The 23,383-nt window shown below is 68.5% G+C and carries 13 protein-coding genes; 9 read left to right on the top strand and 4 right to left on the bottom strand.

Translation table 11 applies throughout. From position 1 onward, the window contains the following. Positions 1–10 precede the first annotated feature (10 nt). The 4 genes from ACIRYZ_RS25100 (at position 11) to ACIRYZ_RS25085 (ending at position 8,422) form a co-directional block, all read left to right on the top strand. Positions 11–5,101, top strand: coding sequence for a class I SAM-dependent DNA methyltransferase (locus tag ACIRYZ_RS25100; RefSeq protein ID WP_402947879.1), 5,091 nt, complete (start codon positions 11–13; stop codon positions 5,099–5,101). Further along, positions 5,098–6,318 carry a DUF262 domain-containing protein gene (locus tag ACIRYZ_RS25095; protein WP_402947876.1) on the top strand — a complete coding sequence of 407 codons (1,221 nt, stop codon included), beginning with the start codon at positions 5,098–5,100 and terminating at the stop codon, positions 6,316–6,318. The genes ACIRYZ_RS25100 and ACIRYZ_RS25095 overlap by 4 nt, the downstream gene beginning before the upstream one ends. After that, positions 6,311–7,444, top strand: coding sequence for a DUF3696 domain-containing protein (locus ACIRYZ_RS25090; RefSeq protein ID WP_402947873.1), 1,134 nt, complete (start codon positions 6,311–6,313; stop codon positions 7,442–7,444). The genes ACIRYZ_RS25095 and ACIRYZ_RS25090 overlap by 8 nt, the downstream gene beginning before the upstream one ends. A gap of 126 nt (positions 7,445–7,570) precedes the next feature. Continuing rightward, positions 7,571–8,422, top strand: coding sequence for a hypothetical protein (locus tag ACIRYZ_RS25085; protein WP_402947871.1), 852 nt, complete (start codon positions 7,571–7,573; stop codon positions 8,420–8,422). A gap of 43 nt (positions 8,423–8,465) precedes the next feature. Here ACIRYZ_RS25085 and ACIRYZ_RS25080 read toward each other — a convergent pair whose 3' ends face one another. From ACIRYZ_RS25080 to ACIRYZ_RS25065, 4 genes are all read right to left on the bottom strand, one after another. Further along, positions 8,466–8,678: a DUF397 domain-containing protein gene (locus tag ACIRYZ_RS25080; RefSeq protein WP_402947869.1), complete on the bottom strand. Its 213-nt coding sequence runs from the start codon at positions 8,676–8,678 to the stop codon at positions 8,466–8,468. Then, entirely contained in the window at positions 8,675–9,487 is an 813-nt protein-coding gene (locus tag ACIRYZ_RS25075; RefSeq protein WP_402947866.1) for a Scr1 family TA system antitoxin-like transcriptional regulator, read from the bottom strand. The genes ACIRYZ_RS25080 and ACIRYZ_RS25075 overlap by 4 nt, the downstream gene beginning before the upstream one ends. 132 nt (positions 9,488–9,619) lie before the next feature. Next, positions 9,620–10,531 carry a hypothetical protein gene (locus tag ACIRYZ_RS25070; protein WP_402947863.1) on the bottom strand — a complete coding sequence of 304 codons (912 nt, stop codon included), beginning with the start codon at positions 10,529–10,531 and terminating at the stop codon, positions 9,620–9,622. A gap of 130 nt (positions 10,532–10,661) precedes the next feature. Further along, on the bottom strand, positions 10,662–11,513 hold the full coding sequence (locus ACIRYZ_RS25065; RefSeq protein WP_402947860.1) for a hypothetical protein: 852 nt from the start codon (positions 11,511–11,513) through the stop codon (positions 10,662–10,664). An 809-nt stretch (positions 11,514–12,322) separates the two neighbouring features. On the opposite strand from ACIRYZ_RS25065, the gene ACIRYZ_RS25060 reads away from it, so the two are divergent. The 5 genes from ACIRYZ_RS25060 to ACIRYZ_RS25040 all read left to right on the top strand — a co-directional run bounded on the left by ACIRYZ_RS25060 (position 12,323) and on the right by ACIRYZ_RS25040 (position 23,340). After that, complete coding sequence (locus ACIRYZ_RS25060) at positions 12,323–12,772, top strand: ATP-binding protein (RefSeq protein WP_402947857.1); 450 nt, start codon at positions 12,323–12,325, stop codon at positions 12,770–12,772. A 213-nt stretch (positions 12,773–12,985) separates the two neighbouring features. Beyond that, the gene (locus ACIRYZ_RS25055) at positions 12,986–13,318 is read left to right on the top strand and encodes a metalloregulator ArsR/SmtB family transcription factor (protein WP_399867651.1); all 333 of its coding nucleotides are present in this window, start codon (positions 12,986–12,988) and stop codon (positions 13,316–13,318) included. Beyond that, positions 13,315–14,061 carry a DUF2071 domain-containing protein gene (locus ACIRYZ_RS25050; protein WP_402947854.1) on the top strand — a complete coding sequence of 249 codons (747 nt, stop codon included), beginning with the start codon at positions 13,315–13,317 and terminating at the stop codon, positions 14,059–14,061. The genes ACIRYZ_RS25055 and ACIRYZ_RS25050 overlap by 4 nt, the downstream gene beginning before the upstream one ends. A gap of 106 nt (positions 14,062–14,167) precedes the next feature. Next, positions 14,168–21,097 carry a DEAD/DEAH box helicase gene (locus ACIRYZ_RS25045; RefSeq protein ID WP_402947851.1) on the top strand — a complete coding sequence of 2,310 codons (6,930 nt, stop codon included), beginning with the start codon at positions 14,168–14,170 and terminating at the stop codon, positions 21,095–21,097. Beyond that, on the top strand, positions 21,094–23,340 hold the full coding sequence (locus ACIRYZ_RS25040) for a UvrD-helicase domain-containing protein (RefSeq protein ID WP_402947848.1): 2,247 nt from the start codon (positions 21,094–21,096) through the stop codon (positions 23,338–23,340). Before ACIRYZ_RS25045 ends, ACIRYZ_RS25040 begins: the two co-directional genes overlap by 4 nt. The last annotated feature ends 43 nt before the right edge of the window (positions 23,341–23,383 follow it).

Here is a 23,383-nt window from a genome sequence, read left to right as displayed (position 1 = left end):
AGAAGCAGTAATGACGTACGACTCCCTGGTGAACCGCGGCGACTACTTCTCCGCCCACTACCTGGCCGAAGTTCTGCCCAAGGACCTCAAGTCCGGGCTGCTGAGCGTGTGGAAGGAGCGCGAGGAGGCGGCAAAGGCCGCGGCCTCCTCCGACGATGCGGAGCAGGACCCGGACGCGCTGCCGGTCACGCCGAGGGCCGGTCTGCGGGCGCTGCGCCGCCCCTACTTCCGCTCGCGGGCCGGCTTCGCCGTGTCGGAGGCGGCGGATGACGGCCAGATCCTGGCGGACGACGACACCGCCACCTACGGCTCCCCTGCCTGGCGCGAGGGGGTGCGCACACTCAACGCGCGGGTGCTGCTGGCCCTCGGCTACGACGCCAAGCCCGGCACCATCACGGTCGAGCGGGCCGACCAGGCGCACCAGGTGCGGGTCGCGCACAGCGAGAAGGGCCTCATCGCGCTGGACTGCGGCTGGGCGGCCGAGCCGGACGCGGCCCTGGACCCTGACGGCCCGGGGCGCCTGCTCGAACCGCTGGCGCTCGACGGGCAGCACACCGTCGCCACCGGGTCGAAGCTCGCCTCGTTCCTGTTCGCCTGCGAGGACGCGCCCCGGTACGTGCTGCTGCTGGTGGGCGGTGTCGTCATCCTCGCCGACCGGATGACCTGGGGCGAGGGCCGCTACCTCGCGGTCTCGCTCGACGGTGCGCTGGAGCGCAACGACACCAAGGCCGGCGGCGAACTCGACACGGTGGCCGCGCTGTTCGGCGCGGACTCGCTGCGCACGCCGGAGGCGGGCGGCGAGAACCCGCTCGCGGAGCTGGTCGACAAGTCCACCAAGCATGCGGTGGGTGTGTCGAGCGACCTGCGGGACGGCCTGCGGCTGAGCGTCGAGCTGATCGCCAACGAGGTGCTGGAGCGCATCCGCGAGAACGAGGGCGTGCGGCCCGAGGACGTCATGGAGCTCCCCGAGTTGGGGAAGCAGCTGACGCGGGAGTCGTTGCGGTATCTGTACCGGATCCTGTTCCTTCTGTACGCGGAGGCCCGGCCGGAGCTGGGCATCCTGCCGGCGGACTACCCCGAGTACCAGCAGGGGTACGGGCTCGGGCGGCTCGGTGAACTCGTCGCCGAGCGGGACCTGGTGGACGAGAAGTCGCGGCGCGGGTTCTACCTGTACGAGTCGCTGGACCTGCTGTTCGGCAGGGTCCAGGACGGCTACCGGCCTCGGCGGACGCATGGGGTCGTGGAGGAGAAGGCCTCGGAGGATGTGGGGCTGCGGTTCGAGCCGCTGCACTCCAAGTTGTTCGAGCCCGAGTCCATCAAGCTGATCGGCAAGGACTCCGTCCCCGACCCGCGCTTCGACGCCGACGAGACGGGCGAGGAGCGCTACCTCGACACACGTCTGCGCAACGCGACGCTGTACAAGGTGCTGCGCCTGCTGATGCTCACCAAGGGCCGGAAGGGCGAGCGCGGCGGCTTCATCTCGTACGCACAGCTGGGCATCAACCAGCTCGGGGCGGTGTACGAAGGGCTGATGTCGTACAGCGGCTTCGTGTCGGACAAGGAGCTGTACGAGGTCGCGAAGGGCGGGGACCCGAAGGACGGGTCGTGGCTGATCCCGAGGTCGAAGGTCGACGAGTACCCCGACAACGTGTTCGTGCGCACCCGGGACGAGGACACCGGCGAGGAGGTGCCGGCCAAGTACGCCCCGGGCGAGTTCGTCTACCGCCTGTCGGGCCGCGACCGGCAGACCTCGGCGTCGTACTACACGCCCGAGTCGCTGACCAAGGTCACCGTGCAACTCACCCTCCAGCACCGCCTGGACCAGGACGGGACGACCACGGAGGCCCGCGAGCTGCTGGACTGGAAGATCTGCGAACCGGCCCTCGGGTCGGGCGCGTTCCTCAACGAGGCGATCAACCAGGTAGCGGCCGAGTACCTGCGGCGGCGGCAGGACGAGCTGGGCGTCGCCATCGACACGGAGAAGTACCCGGTCGAGTTGCAGAAGGTGAAGGCCTACATCGCCCTGCACAACTCGTACGGTGTCGACCTCAACGAGACTGCGGTCGAGCTGGCCGAGGTATCGCTGTGGCTGAACACCATGCACCCGGGCATGGAGGCCCCCTGGTTCGGCCTGCACCTGCGAAGGGGCAACTCGCTCATCGGCGGGCGGCGTGAGGTGTACCCGGCCGAGAAGCTCAAGAAGGGCGGATGGCTGGGCACAACGCCCGAGCGCTTCCCGTTGGCAGACGCAATGAACGGGACTCCGTTCCCGGAGGGTTCGGTCCACCACTTCCTGCTGCCGGCGAAGGAGTGGGGCGCGGTCGCGGCCGAGAAGGAGGCCAAGACACTCGCACCCGAGGCCGCAAAGGCGCTGGGCGCATGGCGCCGAGCGATCACCAAGTCTCCCAATGCCAAGCAGACCAGCCGTCTTCAGGGCCTCGCCCGACGAGCCGAGTACCTGTGGAGTTTGGTGGTGCGACGCCTGGAGATCTCCGAGCGCGACATTTCCCGCCGCATTGATGTGTGGGGCGCCGAGGCCGACTGGCTGCGCAGCCCCGAGGTTGCTGTACAGCGAGAAGAGGTGCTGGCAGATCTACTCGCTGTCGACACCCCGTACTGGCGTCTCAAGACGCTGATGGACGCATGGTGCGCACTGTGGTTCTGGCCAGTCCAGGAGGCATCTTTGCTGGACGGCACCGCAGACCGGTACCAGCGGGCCCCAGAGGCTCCAGTAGCTGTGGCAATCGAAGGAGACTCGTCCGAGATCCTCCTGTCCTGGGAGGCGGAGGACCTCTTCGGAGGCGTCAGTCAGTCCGGTGAACTGACCAGGCAGGCAGCCGAACGCCGCCGTAACACTGGCCGTCGCAAAGAGGCGATCCGCGAGGTACGCCGTTCGGTGATCGCCCTCGCGTCGTTCGACGATTGGCTCGACTTCGCTGAGGCACTGCTCGGCACGCACGAGGTGCCGCCCGAGTCTCTAGTGTCGGCGTTCGAGACCCTTGAGGAGCTGACCCCGTACGAGGACGGGCTGCCCGACCTCATGGGTATGGACCGCGCTCACTGGCTGGAGTCCCGCTTCCCGTGGACGTCAGTTGCCCGGGACGTGGCGGAGAATCAGGGATTCTTCCACTGGGACCTGGAGTTTGCGCAGGTATTCAAGCAAGGCGGATACGACATTCAGGTGGGAAACCCGCCATGGGTTCGACCCGACTGGCAGGAGGGCGCGGTTTTGGCGGAGCTTGAACCGTGGTTCAAGCTCACCGAGAAGCCAGCGCCCGACAAATGGAGCCAGCAGAAGCAGGCGACACTAGATGGGCCATCCGAGGGCCAGATTTATCTTCTGAACGAACTGGCCTCCAACTCCGGGCTAATGTCGTTCCTTGGCTCAAGGGCAACATATTCCCTACTGGAAGGAACGCAACCCGACCTGTATCGGGCGTTCATGTGCCGCATCTGGAGAGGTTTGGGCAGGGCCGGAACAGCTGGCCTAATCCACCCGGATACCCACCTGAGCGGAAGGCAAGAAGCACATCTCAGGGCAGAAACCTACCGACACCTGCGCCTTCACTCACACTTCTCAAATCAGCTGTACCTGTTTTCGGAAATTCGAGACAAGATTGAATATGGGATCCACATTTACGGAACCCGCCAATCCCCGAGATTCACGCACGCCAGCTGGATTTTCGATCCCAACACACTCATCGAATCGATCTCCCATTCTGGAGATTCACGCCTCCCAGGGATTAAGCACAACGGAAAATGGGATATTCACCCCCACCGAGAACGCCTCATCCACGTCAACGACTCACTCCTAACGGAATGGAACAACCTGGCCGGGACTTCCGGCTCCGACCCAATTGAGGCGCCCCTCCTATACCCTGTAACCACTGCCGAGCAGGTGGCGATCAGAGCCCTATCCAAGTGCAGCGTTCGACTCTCTTCGCTCAACCCTCGCATCAGCCTCGGATATAACGAGGCGCGAAGCAGTCGGGCGGGAATCATAAAATGGGCGACAAGGAAGTCGGAATCATTCAGCGAAGCAATTCTCCAGGGTCCACACTTTAGCATCGCAACCCCATTCAATAAGCAGCCAAATATCCCCTGCAGGAACAACCAGGACTACACCCCCTGGGATCTCGCTAACCTGCCGATCGATGCCACCCCGAACACAAACTACGTGCAGGCCTGCGACCCCGACCAGTACTATTCCATTCAAGATCAGTGGAATGGACGTCCGTACAGCAGCCACTTTCGACTCGCATGGCGCCGGATGATTCCGCTGTCAAATGAGCGCAGCCTCTTTGCGGCGCTCATCCCACCCGGCCCTGCTCATGTTCACACTGTTCTTTCGACATTCCTCGGCGACAACAGGACTACTGCACTGAATGCGGGATTCTGGGCCTCGCTTCCATTGGACTACCTTCTCCGCATTACAGGTCGGTCCGATCTTCAAGTTGCGGAAGCACACAAGATGCCCGCCGCTTCTTCCAATCATCCGCTCGCCGGACCACTTCTGCTCCGCACGCTCCGACTCAACTGCCTCACTAACGCCTATTCGCCCATTTGGGAAGAGTTGTTCAGTCCACTCTGGCTGGATTCCGAGGAATGGGCCTATTGCAACTGGCCGAACCTGCGACCTCTTGCAGAGCACTTGATTCCCGCATGGGAATACAGGACCCCCCTTCGCACTGAATACGAACGCAGAGCCGGGTTGGTCGAAATCGACGCACTTGTCTCTGTATGGCTTGGCATCACAGCCGACCAGATCGTCGCGATCTATCGCTCTCGGTACCCCGTGCTCTCCGACTACGAGGCGGAGATGTACTTCGACGCGAACGGCCGCAAGATCGCACGCAACCACAACACGTATGGTCACGGCCAAACCAAGGAGACCTACCCCGCTCTCCTAGCGCACCTGGCCAGTCCCGCCACGACCCCGCCGCCCGAGGGATACACCGCGCCGTTCTACAAGGCCGACCGTGAGATCGAGATGCGCGCCGCCCACGCGCACTTCCAGGCTCGTCTGGATGCGGAAATCGCTGCGGGCCGATGGTCCCCGCCGGAGCCGACTCCGCTGACGCCCAACGAGGATGGATCGTGACCGACACCGACAACACCAAGGGCAGGAAGTCCAAGCACCCCTTTTTGGAAACCCTCTTCGCGCTCGACGAGCCGGGGACACAGCTCCCCGTCGAGTTGGACGACGGCGGCAGGAGCTCCGGCGTCGAGTCCGAGGACATCGGTGAGCGGATCGCCAGTCCCTTCGATCCCAGCAAGATCGAAGTTCAGACCCGTACCCCCACGGTCTCGCTCCTCCTCAACCGCATCCGGCGCAACACCATGGACCTCGCCCCGGACTTCCAGCGTCGCGCCGGCATCTGGACGCCGAAGGCGCAGAGCAGGCTCATCGAGTCGCTTCTGCTCCGGATCACCCTCCCAACGCTGTATGCCGCCGAGGTGGACGACGACTCCTGGGCGATCGTGGACGGCGTGCAGCGGCTCTCCACAATCGCGCGCTTCGTCGATCCCGACGCCATCTGCGCCGAGCCTCTCGTCCTTACCGGCCTGGAATACCTCACCGAGTTCAACGGGTGCTCCTTCGCCGACCTTCCGGGTCGCCTTCAGACGCGGATCGAGGAGACCGAACTCGTCGTTCTCCTCATCCGGCGCGGCACGCCGGAGGAAGTCAAGTTCAACATCTTCGCCCGGATCAACACCGGCGGCCGCCCTCTGACCCGGCAGGAACTGCGCCACGCGCTCATCCCCGGCCGGGCCCGGACCTTCCTGTTCGAGCTCGCCAACACTGTGCCGTTCCTCAGTGCGACGTCCAACAGCGTCTCCCCGGAGCGCATGTCGGACCGCGAGATGTGCCTTCGCTTCCTGGCGTTCAGCCTCAACTCGCCCGAGTCCTACGCCTCACAGGACTTCGACGGATTCCTCCGGTCCGCTATGCACGAGATCAACACCCTCTCACCGGAGGAACTCGCCACCCTGGACGGCCAGTTCGCCCACTCGATGAGGGCGGCGGAGCGAATCTTCGGCGGACACGCCTTCCGGAAGAGGTTTCCGGGGTACAACCGGCGCTCGCCTGTCAACAAGGCCCTGTTCGAGATCGAGTCGGTCAGCCTGGCCGGCATGCGCCCCGACGAGATCGACCTGCTCGAAGCCCGCCGGTCCGTCGTGGAGAAGAAGTTCATGGAGCTCATGGACGACTCCGCCTTCGTGGGCGCGGTGTCGGCCGGCACCGGCGATGTCGGAAAGGTGAGACTTCGCTTCCGCGAGATGGACCGAATCTTCCAGGAGACGCTTGATGCTTGAGCACATTGGCATCACCAACTTCAAGGCCTTCGCCCACCAGGACATCGCCCTGGCCCCGTTCACGCTTCTCACCGGGCTGAACTCCTCTGGCAAGAGCACCGTTCTCCAGTCCCTCGCGCTCCTCCGCCAGTCCCACGGGCTTCTCCATCTTTACGACGACAGCGGCGGTTTCCTCCTCAACGGTGAACTCGTAGAGCTCGGCACTGGTCAGGACGTGCGACACGACACGTACGTGCGACACGAGTCGGCCGCCGTGGACACTCGCAGCATCACGCTCGCCGTGACGTCCGACGGAACCCGCTACGACTGGACTGCCGCATACGGCCGTGAGGACGATCTGCTGAGGATGATCGACTGTCCGATGGGTCCGGACGCTCATGACGCGGACGAGTGCTCGCTCTTCCAGCCCGGGTTCCAGTACCTCAAGGCCGACCGGATCGTCCCGGCCGTCAGCTACCCGCGCTCCCACCAGGCCACCGTGGGCCGTGGATTCCTCGGTTCCCGGGGCGAGCACACCGTCAACTTCCTGCGGGCCCACCAGGACGACCCCGTCGCGGCCGGTCCCCTCCGGCTCGACGACAAACACTCCGCATCGCTCCTCTCCCAGACCGAGGCCTGGATGCAGCGGCTCTGCCCCGGCGTCAACCTCCAGGCCGTGGGCATCGACGGGACGGACACCGTACGCCTCAGCTACGGCTTCGGCTCCGGCATCTCCGCCTCCAACCGCTACCGTCCGACCAACGTCGGCTTCGGGCTCACCTATGCCCTGCCGATCGTCGTCGCCTGCCTGTCGGCCGAGCCGGGTTCCCTGATCCTCCTGGAGAACCCCGAGGCGCACCTCCACCCGCAGGGTCAGACCTGGCTGGCCTACCTCGCCGTCGCAGCGGTCGCCGCCGGAGCACAGGTGATCGTGGAGACCCACTCCGACCATGTCCTCAACGGGCTGCGCATCGCCGTGAAGGACGGACGCATCCCGGCCGCGTCCACGGCCGTCCACTTCTTCCGGCGCCACGAGCAGACCGCCGAGGTGATCAGCCCTGTCATGGGCGAGGACGGCATGCTCTCCGAGTGGCCGACAGGGTTCTTCGACGAGTGGGAGAACTCCCTGGAGAAGCTTCTCGACTGACCTCCCGCAGTACGTTCCTGAAGACGATCCTCAACAGAAATCCCAGGGGTGGGAGTGTCACTGACACTGTTTCTCAACGAGCTGTCCTGCGAGTCCGAGTCCGGACCCAGGGAGGTGGACACGGCGATGGCCGGCTTCGTGGACACCTTGCGCCACCTCAAGAGCTGGCAGAGCGTCGCGTTGGTCACCAGAAACCCCCTCCTGACGTCCGAGCTTGCACGCGGGTACCTCTACCAGCAATGGGCGAACGCGAGCATGCGGAACCGGGATCAGCATCGATACCTTCTCGCCCTGCGCAGTCGCTCACCTTTCAGGGATGCCGTCCAGTTGACGCTCGACCCGGACGAGGTCGAGTACCAGCACGACAGCCGCACCGTCGAGGGCATCGCATTCGCGCACCTCACCGACGGGCTTGCCGTCAGCCTTCCAGTGTCGCCCAAGTGGGCGGCCTCGTGGCTCGACGTCGACATCCAGCACCTCACCGAGGACGGCATCGAGAGCAGCCGCGACCGCGCGCGGCACTGCTCCAGTCCGGACGAGGCCGACGAACACAAGACCTGGGCGCAGGACACCGGCATCGCCTCGCTCACCACCCCCGCCGCGATCCTCGACGCATGGGACGAGTTCTTCCCGCACCTTCAGAAGATCCCCCGCTTCGAGCGCTGCCTTCGCCGCCTCGACATGAAGTGGCATCGGCCGGTCCGCAAGCTGCTGATCGGCCTGGAAGCGACAGCCGCCGGCTGGGACCCTGCTACCTCGCCCGAGCCCAACTGGCAGCACCCGCACATCACGCCGGAATCCCAGAGCCGTCAGCACTTGTGCACCTTCACCGACCTTGACGGCAAGGACCGCTGCTTCTCGTGGCACGGCCGCTTCACCCCGGGGAAGGGACGGCTGCATTTCCGTCTCGTTCCCGAGGAACGGGCGATCCGACTCGGGTACGTCGGCGACAAGCTCGGTAGCGACGCGGAGTCTTGAGCGGGGAGGCCGCCCCGGGGCACGCCCGGGACGGCATCCCAGGTCAGACCTGACTCGCGGAAGCGAACCGGACGAACGCCGCCCAACCGGCCGACTCGATACTGAGGACCGGCCCCGCCGGATCCTTCGAGTCACGGATGTGGACGACCGCACCCGCCACAGCCACCTCCACACACTGACCGCCTTCCGCGCCACTGTGACTGCTCTTGAACCAGTCCAAGGCCTGCGATGTCGTGGTGCTCTCGTCGGCGTTCATAGCTCTCCCAGCAACTTCTCAATGTAGGCCAGCGACTCACGAGGAGTCAGCGCCTGGGCTCGGATGATCCCGTGGCGCGACCCGAGGGCGCGGACCTCCTCGCGATCAGTGACCAGTGTGCTATGTCCCTGCGTCTCCATGTAACCGATCTGTTCGCCGCCCTTGCGGGTGAACAGGGTGAAGCCGCCATCGATGCCCGCATTGTCCTCACGATCGAGGGGCATGACCTGCGCCTCCACGTTGCGTCTCTGCCCGACCAGGAGGATCTGTTCCAACTGACCGCGCATCACCGCCGCGCCGCCAAGTCGCCGCAGCAGCACGGACTCCTCCATTACGAAGCTCAGCAGCGGAGAGATCCGGGACGCGAACAGCTCTTGCCGGGCCAACCGGGCAGCCACTCGTTGCTCGATGACGCTTTCTTCCAGCAAAGGCCTGCGCATCGCGAGCAGCGCCCGCATGTACTCCTCGGTCTGAAGCAAGCCGTTCACCACGTGGATGTCGTACGACTGCAACTCCACCGCCTCCGCCTCCAGCTTGGCGGCATCCCGGAAGAACGCGGGGTACCGGGCCCGCGCGACCTCGTCCTTCATCGCGATCAGGACGCCGCCCGCGTTGAGCTCCTGATCCGCCTTGTCGATCAACTCGGGCCGGGGAATCCGCCTCCCGAGCTCCACCGAGGCGATCTGGTCCTCTCCGTACCCCAGCCGCGCGCCCAGCTGGGCCCGGGTCAGCCCCTCCCGCTCGCGCAGGAGCTTCAGCTGCCGCCCGAAGGAGCGCAGGAAGCCTGCCCCGTCGTCCTGTTCGGCCATGTCGGCCACCTCCGACCCACCACCCTCAACGGCATCGCCCACCGCACGACCGGGTGTCCGCACACGATCGGCACCGAAACGATACGGACCACAACCAGCCGATGTGTCCGGAATCCAGCGAAATTCACCCTGCTACGCCGCAGGCACGACCACCGCACCGCGCAACAAGCCGCGCGCACATTCGGCGCCTCGCCGGTTCCGTTCGACAGCGGCCGCATCCGGCCCGACTTCAGGAGGTACAACTCCCGTGCAGCGTCGGCAGATCACGCCTCCACCCGCCACCGGATCCGCGCAGCACGCGCATTCCCCTACGCCACCAGCAACAGCCCCAGGCGCAACCACCGCCACCGGCATCCGCCGCTCCAGGCGCGCTCGCACGAAGCCCGCCGGCGCCAGCACATGCGAGGGCAGACCGCCCAGCAACACTTCCCGCAGCCGCCCCACGTCCGGATCCCGGGCGAGCCAGTCCGCCACCAGCGGTGCGAGGTCCAGGACTTCGGCCGCCCCCAACCGCAATCGCCGGTCCCGGGCGGTCAGCCTCCCTAGCAGCCCGGCCGCAGCGGTCCGGGCCTCCCCGCCGACGTCATCACCCTCGACCGCCCCCGCCTCCGCACGGGAGGAGGTGTTCGCCTCGTTCTTCTCCCCCTCGGGGGAAGTGCCGACCTCCCGGCCCTCCCGCTCACCGAGTGCCGGGTTTCGGACCGCAGTGCGCCAGGCAGCCTCGATCTCGTCCGCCTCCGTCAACGGCACGCTGCTGACGAGGACACGAGTCGTCCACGTGCCTTTCGTCGGGTGCTGGGAGCGCCGAACGTGCAGGAAGCCCTCCTCGATCAGCTGCGCCCGCGCGCCGGCAACGGCCGTACGCCCCTCGGGCATGCGCTTGCCGATGGTGAGGATGGTGTCCCGGCTGCCGGGCGGCAGCGACAGCGCCCACAGCAGCAGCGTCTTCGCCGTGGCCCGCAGACGCGGGTGGCGGACGATCTCGTGGGACGCCCGTACGTAGCGTTCGGGCGCGATAAAGTGAACGTGCATGAGGAGCTCCAACTCCCTGTGCCTGACCCCGGGGTGTTTGCCGCACCGCCGGGGTCACCTATTGATCTGTAGTCGGACGGTAGCACGCGGTGACCACCCCCCGCCCCCGAATCCGCAAACCGTGAACGTGAACCGCCCCGCCTCAGCCCCCACCGCCGCAGACGGCGCCGGACTCCGCCGGTATCAGCCGAACCTGGCGTGCCGTCAACTTCAGAGGCTCGCCCGCCTTCCGATCCCAGAGCACGGCCATGCCCTGCGCGACCCCGAAGGAGACGTACGGCCGCTTCGGGTCGAACCGGGGCCCGTCTCCCGAGAGCCGTTCGGCCGGCTCAGCCGGTTCGACGCAGACCCACTTGGGCTCGACACCGAAGTACGGCGGCGCTTCCTCACCGCGCGTCGCAGCCGCGATCGTGCGATCGGCGGCCCGCGCCGCCGAGTGCAGCGCCAGGGTGGAGACGCCGGTCAGGATCGCGATCAGCAGCAGGACATAGATCGCCACGTTGAACCCCTCCCCCGTGCCCGCATAGCTGTGATGCCGGTGCCTGGCGAAGCCCCACCAGGCGGGGAGCACCAGCACCAGGCTCAGGAAGGTCAGCAGTTTGACCGCCGAGACGACCTGCCAGATCGGCGGAACGTCGAGATCCCCCGGGCTGAGCGACAGCCTGTCGGCGTACAAGGAGTGCAGCACCGAACCCGACGCCAGGAAGGTGGCACCGGCCAGCGACGCGACCAGCGGCACCACCCACGCCGCCCACTCGTGCCAGCTCCACTGCCGAACCAGGAGCCACAGCCCCGCCACCACCGCCACGATCCCCACGGTGACCAGCACTTGCTGCCCGGTCCGACCCTGGCCGACCGCACGGAAGGGGCCGAGACCGAGCAGCAGCATCACCCCGGCCGCGACCGCAGACATGCCTGCCCCGGCCGCCCCGCCCTCCCTGAACAGACGCGCCCCGGAGAGCACCGTCGCGACGCCGGCCAGCACCGCGAGCACGACCCAGAACCCTCGGACGCCTCCAGAGCCCCCGGCCGCGAACACCGCGGCCACTCCCACCGCGAGGCTCCAGCCGGCCACCCGGGCGATGCGTCGTGCCGTCTCCTCCTCCGGCCAGTACCGCACGGTCCCGCGCCACCGACCGTCGAGGGGCCGAACCGAGACCGGGGTCGGCGCAGCGCCTCCTCCGGCCGCGGAGGGTATGCGCGCGAGGCCCTGTGCCTCCCCTTGGGTCCCGATCACGCGCACCCCGGTGTCATAACGGCCCAGGCGGGACGCCAACCACCGCGCAGCACGCCGCAGTCGGGCAAAGCGGGTGATCGCTGGCGAGGACGCATCGTACGCCTGCCACTCGGTCAGCATCTCGCGGTCCCGCACCAACGGCTCGGCCCGACGCACGTAGGCCTCCAGGCGTGCCCTCCGCAGAGCCTTCTGTGCTCTCCGAGTCGCTCCCCGCTCGCAGTTGTGGAGGGAGCCCGGCAACCGCACCTCCACCTCGTACACGCGCGACGCCGGATCCGGATCCAGGACCCCCTGCAACGGTCCTTCCCCACACGCGTGGTGGCCGATCACCGGCCAGCCGTGCCGTTCGAAGACCTGCTCCGCCTCCGCCCAGTCCCGCTCACCACCACGGACTTCGACGAGCGCCAGAACCCGCTGGTCGTACAGACTCGTTCCCATGCCCGTGGCCCTACCCGGAAGGATCTTCGCGACACCCGCGTACACCACCGCCCCACCGCCGTACAGGCGCCAGACGTACGCGCGTCGCCGCTGGTCACAGCTCCTCCGCGGCGGGCACGCTCCTGCCCATGACATCCCTGCACAGCCCGAGCCCCGCCGAGACAACGGCTCCCCTCCGGGAGTTCGCCATGCGGTTCAGCTCCACCCCGCGCGGCGCCCGACTCGCCCGCCGGCTCGTCTCCCACCGCCTCGACGACTGGGGGTACGGCTACGACTCCCCGCTCAACGACGCCCTGACGCTGATCACCGCCGAGCTCGCCGCCAACGCCGTCCGCCACGGCCACATCCCCGGCCGGGACTTCGCCGTCCGGCTCGCCGAGCACCCCGGCGTGCTGCGCATCGAGGTGTCCGACACCCGCACCGAACGGACGCCCCCGACCACCCTCCCCACCCCGGCAGCCGACGCCGAGTCCGGCCGCGGCCTGCTCCTCGTCGCCGCCCTCGCCGACCACTGGGGCATCTCCCCGCGCCCGGCGGCTCCGGGCAAGACCGTCTGGGCGGAGTGCGAGCGAAGTTGATCCCGGAGTGTCCTCGGATCCCCGGAATCCCCAACCGTCGCGCCACGGGCTCATGGCCACGCTGGGCAACCGGCTGGTGGTGTGCGACTGGGCGCTTCAGTCGGCGAGTGAGCGGTCCAGTTGGTGGGCTGAGCCAAGGCGGTCAGCCGCAGCTGCCGACGGAGGTCGCGGGACCACTTGTTAGATACTTAGCCAAGGTGCTAAATATCAGGTATGACAGAAGCTCAGGACGAGGCGGGAGCCTTCCGTGCTCTCGCCGATCCGACGAGGCGCCAGATCCTTGAGGACCTCAGAGGCGGTGAGCTCGCGGCCGGCGAGATCGCCGCCAGGTTCGCGATCAGCGCGCCCTCCATCTCACGACATCTCGGCGTGCTCAAGGGAGCCGGACTGGTCACCGAGCGTCGGGAAGGCAACCGGATCTTCTACGCGCTGGCCGAGGATCGCCTGGCCACGTGCATCGGTCGGTTCCTCAGCGCCGTCTGCCCCGAGCAGATCGTGCTTCGCCACACCAAATGGCGTCCCGGGGCGCAGAGTGAGGGGTCATGAGGCAGCCGCGCCTGTCCAGCGTCGTTGAACGACGGCTACTGGTGAACTACCGAGTCGCCCCGGATGTCGCGGCACGCCTGCTCCCCGGGCCGCTGCGCCCGCAACTGGTGCACGGCTACGCGGTCGCGGGCATCTGCCTGCTGCGCCTGGGAAGTGTCCGGCCCGCCTGGGCACCCAAGGCGTTCGGACTGCGGAGCGAGAACGCGGCGCATCGGATCGCCGTCGAATGGGACGGACCGGACGGCGTCGAGACCGGCGTCTACATCCCACGGCGCGACACCGCCTCGCGGCTCAACGCCTGGGCCGGAGGCCGCGTCTTCCCCGGTGAACACGGCCGCGCCGACTTCGAGGTGCACGAGACGCCCGGTCAGCTGCGCGTCGCACTGGCGACACGGGACGGCGATACCCGAGTGGATGTCACCGTCGAGCTGTCCGACGAGCTGCGAGGCAGCGAGCTCTTCGCCGATCTTGCCGAGGCCTCCCGTTTCTTCCGGGGCGGGACAAAGGGCTTCTCGGCCACCAGCTCCGGCCGTCACCTGGACGGTATGGAACTGCGGACCAACGTCTGGCACATGGAAGCCGGCCGGGTTCGCTCCGTCACGTCGTCGTTCTTCGACGACCCGGACCGCTTCCCGTCGGGGAGTGCGACCCTGGACTGCGCTCTGGTCATGCGCGACATCCCCGCCCATTGGCGGCCACTCCAGGCCATGGCTACCGAGCGAGATGCTCAACTCGCCCACTGAAGTGCTCAATCACATGTGGCAACGGGGTCCGATAGGTCGGTGCCGCACTATACGGTGTGATCCATTGATCCACACTCCGTGGAAGCGCACGTCGAAGGAGTCCGCCGTGAGGCCCACCCTGGCCGCCGCGCAGCTGCGCGGCAGTCTGACGCAGTACCTCACGACGACGTACGCCCTCGCGGACGAGGACACCCGCGGCGCGCTCGAACGCTTCCTCGGGCACCCGGAGTCCGGCATCTTCCGCGGGCCCTACCTGCGGATCAGGACGCCGTTCCACGTCGCGGACGAGGGCTGGCAGCGGCACCTGGAGTGGCAGCCCGGCTTCCCGCCGTACCGGCACCAGGCCAAGGCGTGGGAGCGGCTGAGCACCCTGCGCGGCCCGGCCCAGCCGACGCTGGTGACGACGGGAACCGGCTCGGGAAAGACCGAGTCGTTCCTCGTCCCCGTGCTCGACCACTGCCGCCGGGAGAAGGCGCGCGGCCGACGAGGTGTCAAGGCCGTCCTGCTGTACCCGATGAACGCCCTGGCAACCGACCAGGCAGGCCGCATCGGGGACTACCTGGCGCAGCCGGAGCTGGCGGAGGTCACGGCCGGGCTCTACATCGGCGACCGCCCGGACACCGACTTCCGGCGGGTGATGACGCGTCGTGAGGAGATGCGGGTCTCGCCGCCGGACGTGCTGATCACCAACTACAAGATGCTCGACCTGCTCCTCCAGCGCGGCGAGGACCGCCCGCTGTGGGAGGGCGCCGAGATCACCCACGTGGTCCTGGACGAGTTCCACACCTACGACGGGGCGCAGGGCACCGACGTCGCCATGCTGCTGCGTCGGCTGGCCGCCACCGTCGGAGCCACCCGTCCGGGCCGCCCGCTCGGGTCGATCTGCCCGGTGGCCACCTCGGCCACCCTCGGCGAAGGTCGCCCCGGTGCGCAGGCCGGCGGCATCCTGGACGTCGCCGCCCAGGTGTTCGGGATGCCCTTCACACCGGAGACGCTCATCGGCGAGGAGCGGATGACCGCCGAGGAGTTCACCGGAGCAGTGGACTACGAGCTTCCCGAGCCTCCGACCCCGCAGGAGGTCATCACGGCCTCAGGCGGCCCGGGCGTGGAGTCGAATCCCAAGCTGCTCGACCTGAACGGGCTCGCGGCCCGCATGCTGGGGCGCTCCGGGCTCGACGCCTTCCAGATCGGCCGGATGCTCCGGCGCCACGACTTCACTCACGGGGTCCTGACCCTGCTCAACGGCGAACCCCTCGACGAGTGGGGTCTGCGGGACCGCTTGGCGCGCTTCGGTTACGCCTGGGGCCGTACCGCGCGGGAGAACCCCCGGCTCGTGCTGCAGGCGCTTTCCCGCTTCGTGGCACTGCTGTCCTCCGCACGGGACCCGGATTCCGACGAGCGACGACCGCGTCCGCTGCTGCACGTGGAGGCCCACCTGTGGGTCCGGCCGGTGACCAGGGTGCTGCGCGGCCTCGGCGGTGCACCGGAGTTCCGCTGGTACGAGGACGACCGGACGGCCGCCCGCCGGAGCGCGGCTGCCGCCCTGCCGGTGGACAGTGAGGACGGCGAGTCCTCGTCCGGCGGCTGGCCGTCGAGCGGGTCGCTCCGGCCCGCGGCGCTCCCCGGCGCGGACACCGCGGTGCGCCCGGCCCAGGTGCACCTCCCGGCCGTCTACTGCCGCAACTGCGGTCGCTCCGGATGGGCCGCGCTCTCCCCGGAGGCCGATCCGCAGCGGCTCGTGATGGCCCACGACAAGATCTGGCGGGCGGGCCTCGGGCGGGACAAGCGGCGCATCCGGTACTTCATCTCCGCCACCCGGGCGGAGAAGCAGGAGGCGCTCGCCGCCCTCACCGGCTCCCGGCCGGCGAGCGGTGGGGTCGATCCGCTGTCCGTCATCGTGCTCGACGGGTCGCAGGGCACCTACCGCATGCCGGTCGCCGCCGACGACGGTGACCTGCTGGACGCCTGGTTCGCGCTGGCGATCCTGGACAAGAAGACCGCCGACAAGGCGGCTACCGACGACCGCTGCCCGGCGTGCAACACCGACAACGGCATCCGCTTCCTCGGTACGGCTCTGGCAGCGCTCGCCTCGGCGACCGTGACCCAGCTGTTCACCGGCGGCGACATCGCCCTCGTCCCCGAAGAGCGCAAGACACTGGTCTTCAACGACTCCACCCAGGATGCGGCACACCGGGCCGGGTACATCGCCAACGCCTCCTACAAGTTCTCCCTCCGGTCGCTGCTGGCGCACAACCTGGAGGACTCCGGCGCACCGCTCCCGCTCAACGACCTGATCGGGAACGTCCTGGACTCGGTGGACGACCCCGGCACGCTCGCTGCCGTCGTCCCCCCGGACCTGCACGACGAGGCCGGCGTGGACCGGCTGCTGTCCGGACGCGGCACCGGTGACGCACGCACCTGGCGGCTGATCGGCGAGCGGCTGGCGTTCGCCACCGTCATGGAGTTCGGCCTGCGCTCAAGGCTCGGGCGCACCCTGGAGCTCACCCGGACGGCCGCCGCCGAGGTCGTCCTGGACGATCCCGAACGCGTCGCCACTCTCGCGCGTGATCTGCACCTCGCCCTGCCGGGCCAGTTGGTCGCCGCGGAGTCGATGCCGACCGCCGAGCGCTATGTCGCCTATGTGCGCGGCCTGCTGGAACGCCTGCGGCAGCGCGGTGGGGTGCGGCACCGCTGGCTGGAGCCGTGGATGAAGGACGCGGGCGTCGCCCGCTTCAAGATCTGGGGCGGCCGCCCCGACGGCATGCCGGCCTTCCCCGACGGGATGGCACCACCCCGGTTCCTGCTCGACGGACAGAAGGACAAGTCCCACTTCGACACGGTGTCGGGCCGCGGCGGCTGGTACCAGGACTGGACCCGGCGGTGCCTCGGACTGGACTCCGCGGGTGCCACCGAGTACCTGCGCCGGCTGCTTCCCGCGCTCGCCGACGAGCAGGTCCTGGCCGTCCGCACGGCACAGGACCGCACCACGCGCGTCTACGGGCTTCAGCCGGGCCACATCGAGGTCCGGCTGCTCGACGACTCGGTCGTCAACAAGGCCTTCGTCAGCTGTGCGGACTGCGGCTGGCAGCAGGTCGTGCCGCCCGAGCGGCGCACGCGCTGGTACGGGCACCCCTGCCCGCGCTACCGCTGCAAGGGAATCCTGACCCCGCCACAGGACGGCGACTCCCGCACGGGTGGCACCACGTCCGGCTTCGGCAGCGTCCAGGAGCGCGACTACACCGACGACTACTACCGGCGTCTCTACCTGACCGGCGGCACCTTCCGCGTGGTCACCGCCGAACACACCGGCATGCTCACCCGCCCCGAACGGGAGCGGGTCGAGCGGGCGTTCCGGTCCGGCACCCACTACACCGACCCGAACGTGCTGTCCTGCACGCCGACCCTCGAACTCGGCATCGACATCGGCGACCTGTCCGCCGTCCTGCTCGGTTCCCTGCCCGACGGACCGGCGAACTACGTCCAACGGGCCGGTCGCGCCGGCCGGAAGACCGGCAACGCCCTCGTCGTCGCCTTCGGCGGCCGCAGGGCCCGCGACCTGTACTACCTCGACGATCCGCGCGAGATGATCGCCGGCGACATCGTGCCGCCGGGTTGCTACCTGTCGGCCGTCGAGATCCTCCGCCGCCAGTACACGGCACGGCTGCTCGACCTGGCCGCCGCCGGGAAGCTGACCACGGCCGACGGTGAGCAACTGCCGCCCGTGCCCAGGCTGGTGTTGGCGCTGTTCGGTACCACCGGATGGTGCCAGGACCTGGCCGACGCGGCGCTCACCCACGGAAAGACCCTGGTGGAGGAGTTCCTGGCGCTCTTCCCGAGCGGCACCGGCCCGGACGACGACGCCGGCGTATCCGGCCATGCGGCCGACGAGTTGCGTTCCTACGCCACCGGTGGCATCGCGCGCCGCCTGCAGGAGGCCGAGGAAGCCTGGGTCCTCCGCCGCGAGGAGCTGAAGCGACGCCTCGCGGCCATCAACAAGGCCGTCGACGCCCTGGTACCGACCGACCCGGAACAGGACCGCGAACGGCGGGAACTCCGTTCCGAACTGCGCAGCACCGCCGTCCTCCTGGCTGCGCTGAACCGGGCAAGCGCCCACGGCACGCTGGTCGAACTCGGACTCCTGCCGAACTACAGCCTCGCCGACACGACCACCAAGCTCGAAGCCACCCTCTACTGGAGGGAGGACCCGTCCGAGGCGGACGGAACCACCGCGAACCCGGGGGGCGCGGCGGGCGGGGAATCCCGGGTCTACCGCAGCGAGGTCCGGAGCTACGACCGGTCCCGTCGACTCGCCCTCACCGAACTCGCGCCCGGCAGCAGCTTCTACGTCAACGGCTACCGGCACGTGGTGCGGGCCCTGGACATCGGCAGCCCCGAGCGGCGGGCGTGGTCCGTCTGGCGGCTCTGCCCGTCCTGCGGGTTCGTCCGCACCGAGAACGCGCTCACCGACACCGATCCGTGCCCGCGCTGCGGCGGTCGTGCGATCGCGGACGCCGGGTGCGTGCAGTACGTGCTCCAACCGCGGCAGGTGGTGGCCCGGGACAAGCGGGACGACGCCCGTGTCCGCGACGACAAGGACGAACGCGAGCGCCGACGGTACTCCGTCATCACCGCCGTCGACATCGACCCGGACCAGCTCGCCCCCGGCTCATGGCGCCACGACAAGGCAACCTTCGGGGTGGACTTCGCCCGCCGCGCAGTCGTGAGAACGCTCAACCTGGGCGTCGACCGCCAGGACGGCAGCAGCACCGTGCCCGTCGCGGGTGAGGATGTCCGTCTCAACCCGTTCTTCGTGTGCACGAGTTGCGGAGGTGCGACGGCCGACGGCCGCCCCGTCGCCGACGCACCGGCCGATGCTCTCACCCAGTCGCTCAGTGCTCCCTCCAAAGCCGGCGCTCATCACCTGCTCTGGTGCCCCCGTCGCAGGGCGCAGCAGCCCGCCGGGTCCGGCCGGGCCGAGCCGCAGGACGTACCCCTGCTGCTCGCCCACGAGTTGACCACCGAGGCCGTGCGGATCCTGCTGCCCGCCTCCGTGGCACGCGCGAAGGAGCGCTTGGCGTCCTTCACCGCGGCCCTGTTCGTCGGCATAGCCGCACGCTACGGCGGCGACCCGGACCACATCGACATCGCGGCCGCCTCCATGCCCGACGGCAGCGACTCCGAGTGGCCCCAGCGCTTCCTGGTCGTCTACGACCGCCTTCCGGGCGGTACCGGCTACCTGCACCGGCTGGCCTCGGCGGAGGGCTTCAAGGAGGTCCTCCTCAGGGCACGCGACGTCATCGAAAGCTGCCCCTGCCGGGAGAAGGGCCAGGACGGCTGTCACCGCTGCCTGCTACGCCGTGTCCCCGCCACGGACTACGACAAGGTCAGCCGCAGCGAGGTCCGTCAGATGCTCGACGATCTGCTCGGCGTGGACGGGGAACGCTGGCGGACCTCGCCGGTCACGAACACGCGTCACATCTCCCTGGAGCAACAGGCCGAGAGCGATCTCGAAATCATGTTCGTCGACACCCTCAGGGACTGGGCCCGGCTGCCCGAGTCCCGCGCGAGTGCGGACGCCTACACGACCTCGGCGGGGACCTACTCCCTCGAACTCCGCCTGACCGGCAACGACGGTTCCACACTGAGCTGGCGCGTCTCCCAGCAAAGGGCGCTGGACGGCACTCGCCCGGACGTCCTCTTCGAGCGGCTCGACGCCCCCGGCCCGCGCCTCGCGGTCTACCTCGACGGCTACGAGTACCACGCCGGCCCGCGGCACAACCGGCTGGCGGACGACGCCGTGAAGCGTGCTCGGCTCCGGGCGGACGGACTGCGCGTCTTCCAGCTGACCTACTTCGACGTCAAGAGCTGGCGCCGCCTGGTCACCGACAACGGCCACGCCCATGGCTGGCAGAACACCCCGGCCTGGCGGCCCTACGGGCCGGACGGCGACGGGGAGGAGAGGGCGCGGAAGTACTACGCCAACATCCGCGGCAGCCTTCCGGGCGAACTCTCCGAGGCCGTCTGGGTCAACCCGGCCGACCTGCTGCTCGCCTACCTGCGCTCGCCGGATGCCGCCCTGTGGCAGTGGCGCGCGGAGGCCGCCGTGGCAGGGTTGACCGGCGTCACCGGAGCACGCGCCGCCGCTCTTGCGGTCGACGCGGTCGGATCCCGAATCCGCGCGGCCCTTGATGGCGGAGCACCTGCCGGTCCCCGGGGGCCGGTGCAGGTCATCACTGCTCTGGACGGCTCGGGCCTTCGGCTGGTCCTGGCGGCCGACGGGCGCCGCAAGCCACCGGTCTGGAGCGCGCTCGCCCTCCTCGACGACGACGAGCGCGTCCATGATGACGAACCGACGCACAAGCAGCGCTGGCGTTCCTGGCTGTTCTGGACCAACCTGCTGCAATTCCTGGAGCACGGCGGCGGCGACAGCGTCCAGCTCACGACGAGCCTCCTCGACGGCTTCTCCGTCGAGGCCCTGGCGGCGAGCGGCGGCGAGGGATGGTTGACGTCCACCCGGCAGACTCCGGCACGGCAACCGCAGGGCCCGAAGGATGTCTCTGAAGGTCCGAGTCCTGCGGCTCCGGCTCCCGTGGCACCTCAAGTCGGCCCGGAACTCGCTCCCCGGACAGCGGTTCCTGCCGCGACCGCCGGTCCCGATGCGGAATGGATCCGGGTCCTCGAATACCTCGACTCCGACGAGGCCGGCCTCGCTGAGCTCGCTCATCTCCTCGCCGAGGCAGGTGTACCCGCCCCGAAGGACGGCTACGAGCTCGACAGCAACGGCTGGCAGGCCGAACTCGCCTGGCCCGAACGCCGGATCGGCGTCGTCCTCGCTCCGCGCGGGCCTGGCGGGGAGCAGGACTACGAAGCCCAGGACCGTGACAAGGCCTTCCGTGCCGCCGGTTGGGACGTCCGCCCGGCCGTGGGCTGGGACGCCCAGGCACTCGCTGAGCTACTCGACCCGCGGGCCGGCGCCCGGACCACACCACAACACCGACGAGACGGCACGAGCACCGACGGAGAGTCAGAGCGATGAAGACCCCGGGAATCACCCTTCGCCTGCTGGACAAGGCGGACAAGGAGATCCTCAAACTCCCCCGCTCGGTCAAGGGCGCCCTCTACGACTTCCAGCACAAGTTCAAGGCGAACCCGCACGCCACCGGCCTCAAGCTCCAGCAGCTCAAGGGTGACAGCAGGCTCTGGTCCGCCCGGGTCAACGACGACCATCGCGCCCTGCTGCTGCGCCTGGCCGACGACGACTGGCTGATCGTCGCGGTCAAGCACCGCAAGGACGTCTACGAGAACCTCGACCGACTCGCCTACGGAATCAACCACATCACCGGCGGGATCGAGTACGTCGACCTCCAGGTGGTGGAGGAGAGCATCCTTCGCGGCCTAGCCCCGGCACCGCCCACGGCAGCTCCCCACCCCGTCGAACCGGCCATGCCCCAGGCGCTCTTCGCGGCTTGGTCCGACGAGCAGCTGAACGACCTCGGTGTCGCCGCGCCGCTCCTTCCCGTCATCCGCACGCTCACCACCGAGGACCAGCTACTCGGTCTCGTCGAATACGCCCCGCAACTCACCGGGGAAGTGCTCCTGGCCATCGTCGACGGCAAGGACTTCGACAGCATCCTCGACCAGGTAACGACACCGGTTGCGGCCCCTGAACCGGTCGACCCGGAGGACTTCCAGGCCGCTGCCGAACGACCGGCCACCATGGTCACCACCTCCGACGCGGCTCTGGAGGAGGTCCTGAAGGGCGGCGACTTCGGGCGGTGGAAGGTCTTCCTCCACCCGACCCAGTCCAAGTTGGTGGAACGCACCTACTCCGGGCCCGCCCGAGTGAGCGGCGGCCCGGGAACGGGGAAGACCATCGTCGCCCTCCACCGCGTCAAGCACCTGGTCGACCGGCTGCCCCCGGGACACACCAAGCCCGTCCTCCTCACCACCTACAACAAGAACCTCGCCGCGGACCTGCGTTCGCGTCTGCTCGAACTCGGTGGGGAGGGGCTGCTGGCCAGGGTGGACATCAGCCACGTCGACCAGCTCGCACTCCGGATCGTCCGGGAGGCCGAGCCCGGCAACTCCAAGCAGACGATCGACGACAACCAGGCCGTGCGGGAGTGGCAAGCACTGCTGGACGAACTCGGTGAGACCGCATGGGACGCCGAGTTCCTCCACGACGAGTGGACACAGGTGATCCTCGGGCAGGTGATCGGATCGCGCGCGGACTACTTCAGGGCCCGCCGGGCCGGCCGCGGCAACATCGGTCGTGCCGAACGCGCCGAAATCTGGCAGCTCGCCGAGCGCTTCACCCAGCGGCTGGACCGCTCTCGACGACAGACCTGGGACCAGGTGACCGAGCGGGCGGCGCGTCTGGAGGTGGAGCGCGAACGGCGGATCGCAGCGATCGACGTTCATCGCGACGACGCGGGCGGTCTGGACAACATCCATCGCCAGGACGGCTCCGCGGGCTGGCTGCGGTACCGGTACCGGCACATCGTGGTCGACGAGGCGCAGGACCTGCGGCCGGCTCACTGGAAGATGCTCCGAGCGATGGTCCCGAGCGGCCAGGACGACATCTTCCTGGTCGGTGACACCCACCAGCGCATCTACCGAAATCAAGTGACCCTCGGAAGCCTGGGTATCCACATCCGAGGCCGCTCGTCGAAGCTCACTCTCAGCTACCGCACCACCCGCCAGATTCTGCGCTCGGCCCTGGACGTCCTCACAGGAGAGTCCTACGACGACCTCAACGGTGGTGAGGAGACCTTGGCCGGTTTCCGGTCCGTGCTCAATGGCGCCGTTCCCCGGCTGCATCCCTACGCCGACTGGAGCGCAGAGCGCGTCGCCATCGCCGAACACATCGCGGCCTGGGGAGCCCACCCTGACGAACGGATCCCCCTCGAACAGATCGCGGTCTGCGTCCCCACCAATCAAATGGCGGGAGAGGTCGCCTACACCCTGGCGCAGCACGGAATTCCCGCAGTGGAGATCGGCCCCGACGGCCCCAGGAACGGCAGCGGAGTGCACATCGGCACGATGTTCAGGTTCAAGGGCCTGGAGTACCAGCGGATGGTCATCGCCGGGGTCCGCAACGGATTGGTGCCGCGCGACAACGTGAACCGCCTGAAGGGCACCGACCTCGCCCGGTACCGTCGGGAGATGCAGCGAGCCCGCTCGCTGCTCTTCGTCGCCGTGACCCGCGCCAGGGACAGCGTCGACATCTTCTGGCACGGCGAGCCGAGCCCCTTCCTGAAGCCCGTTCTCACGCCCTGAGCCACCTCACGACGCCGGGCAGGTCGGCGGCCCCGATCTCGGG

It is taken from the genome of Kitasatospora sp. NPDC101155 (genome assembly GCF_044768305.1).
Taxonomy (GTDB): Bacteria; Actinomycetota; Actinomycetes; order Streptomycetales; family Streptomycetaceae; genus Kitasatospora.
Note: the sequence above shows the minus strand (reverse complement) of the source record. Positions and strands in the feature narration are given on the sequence as shown.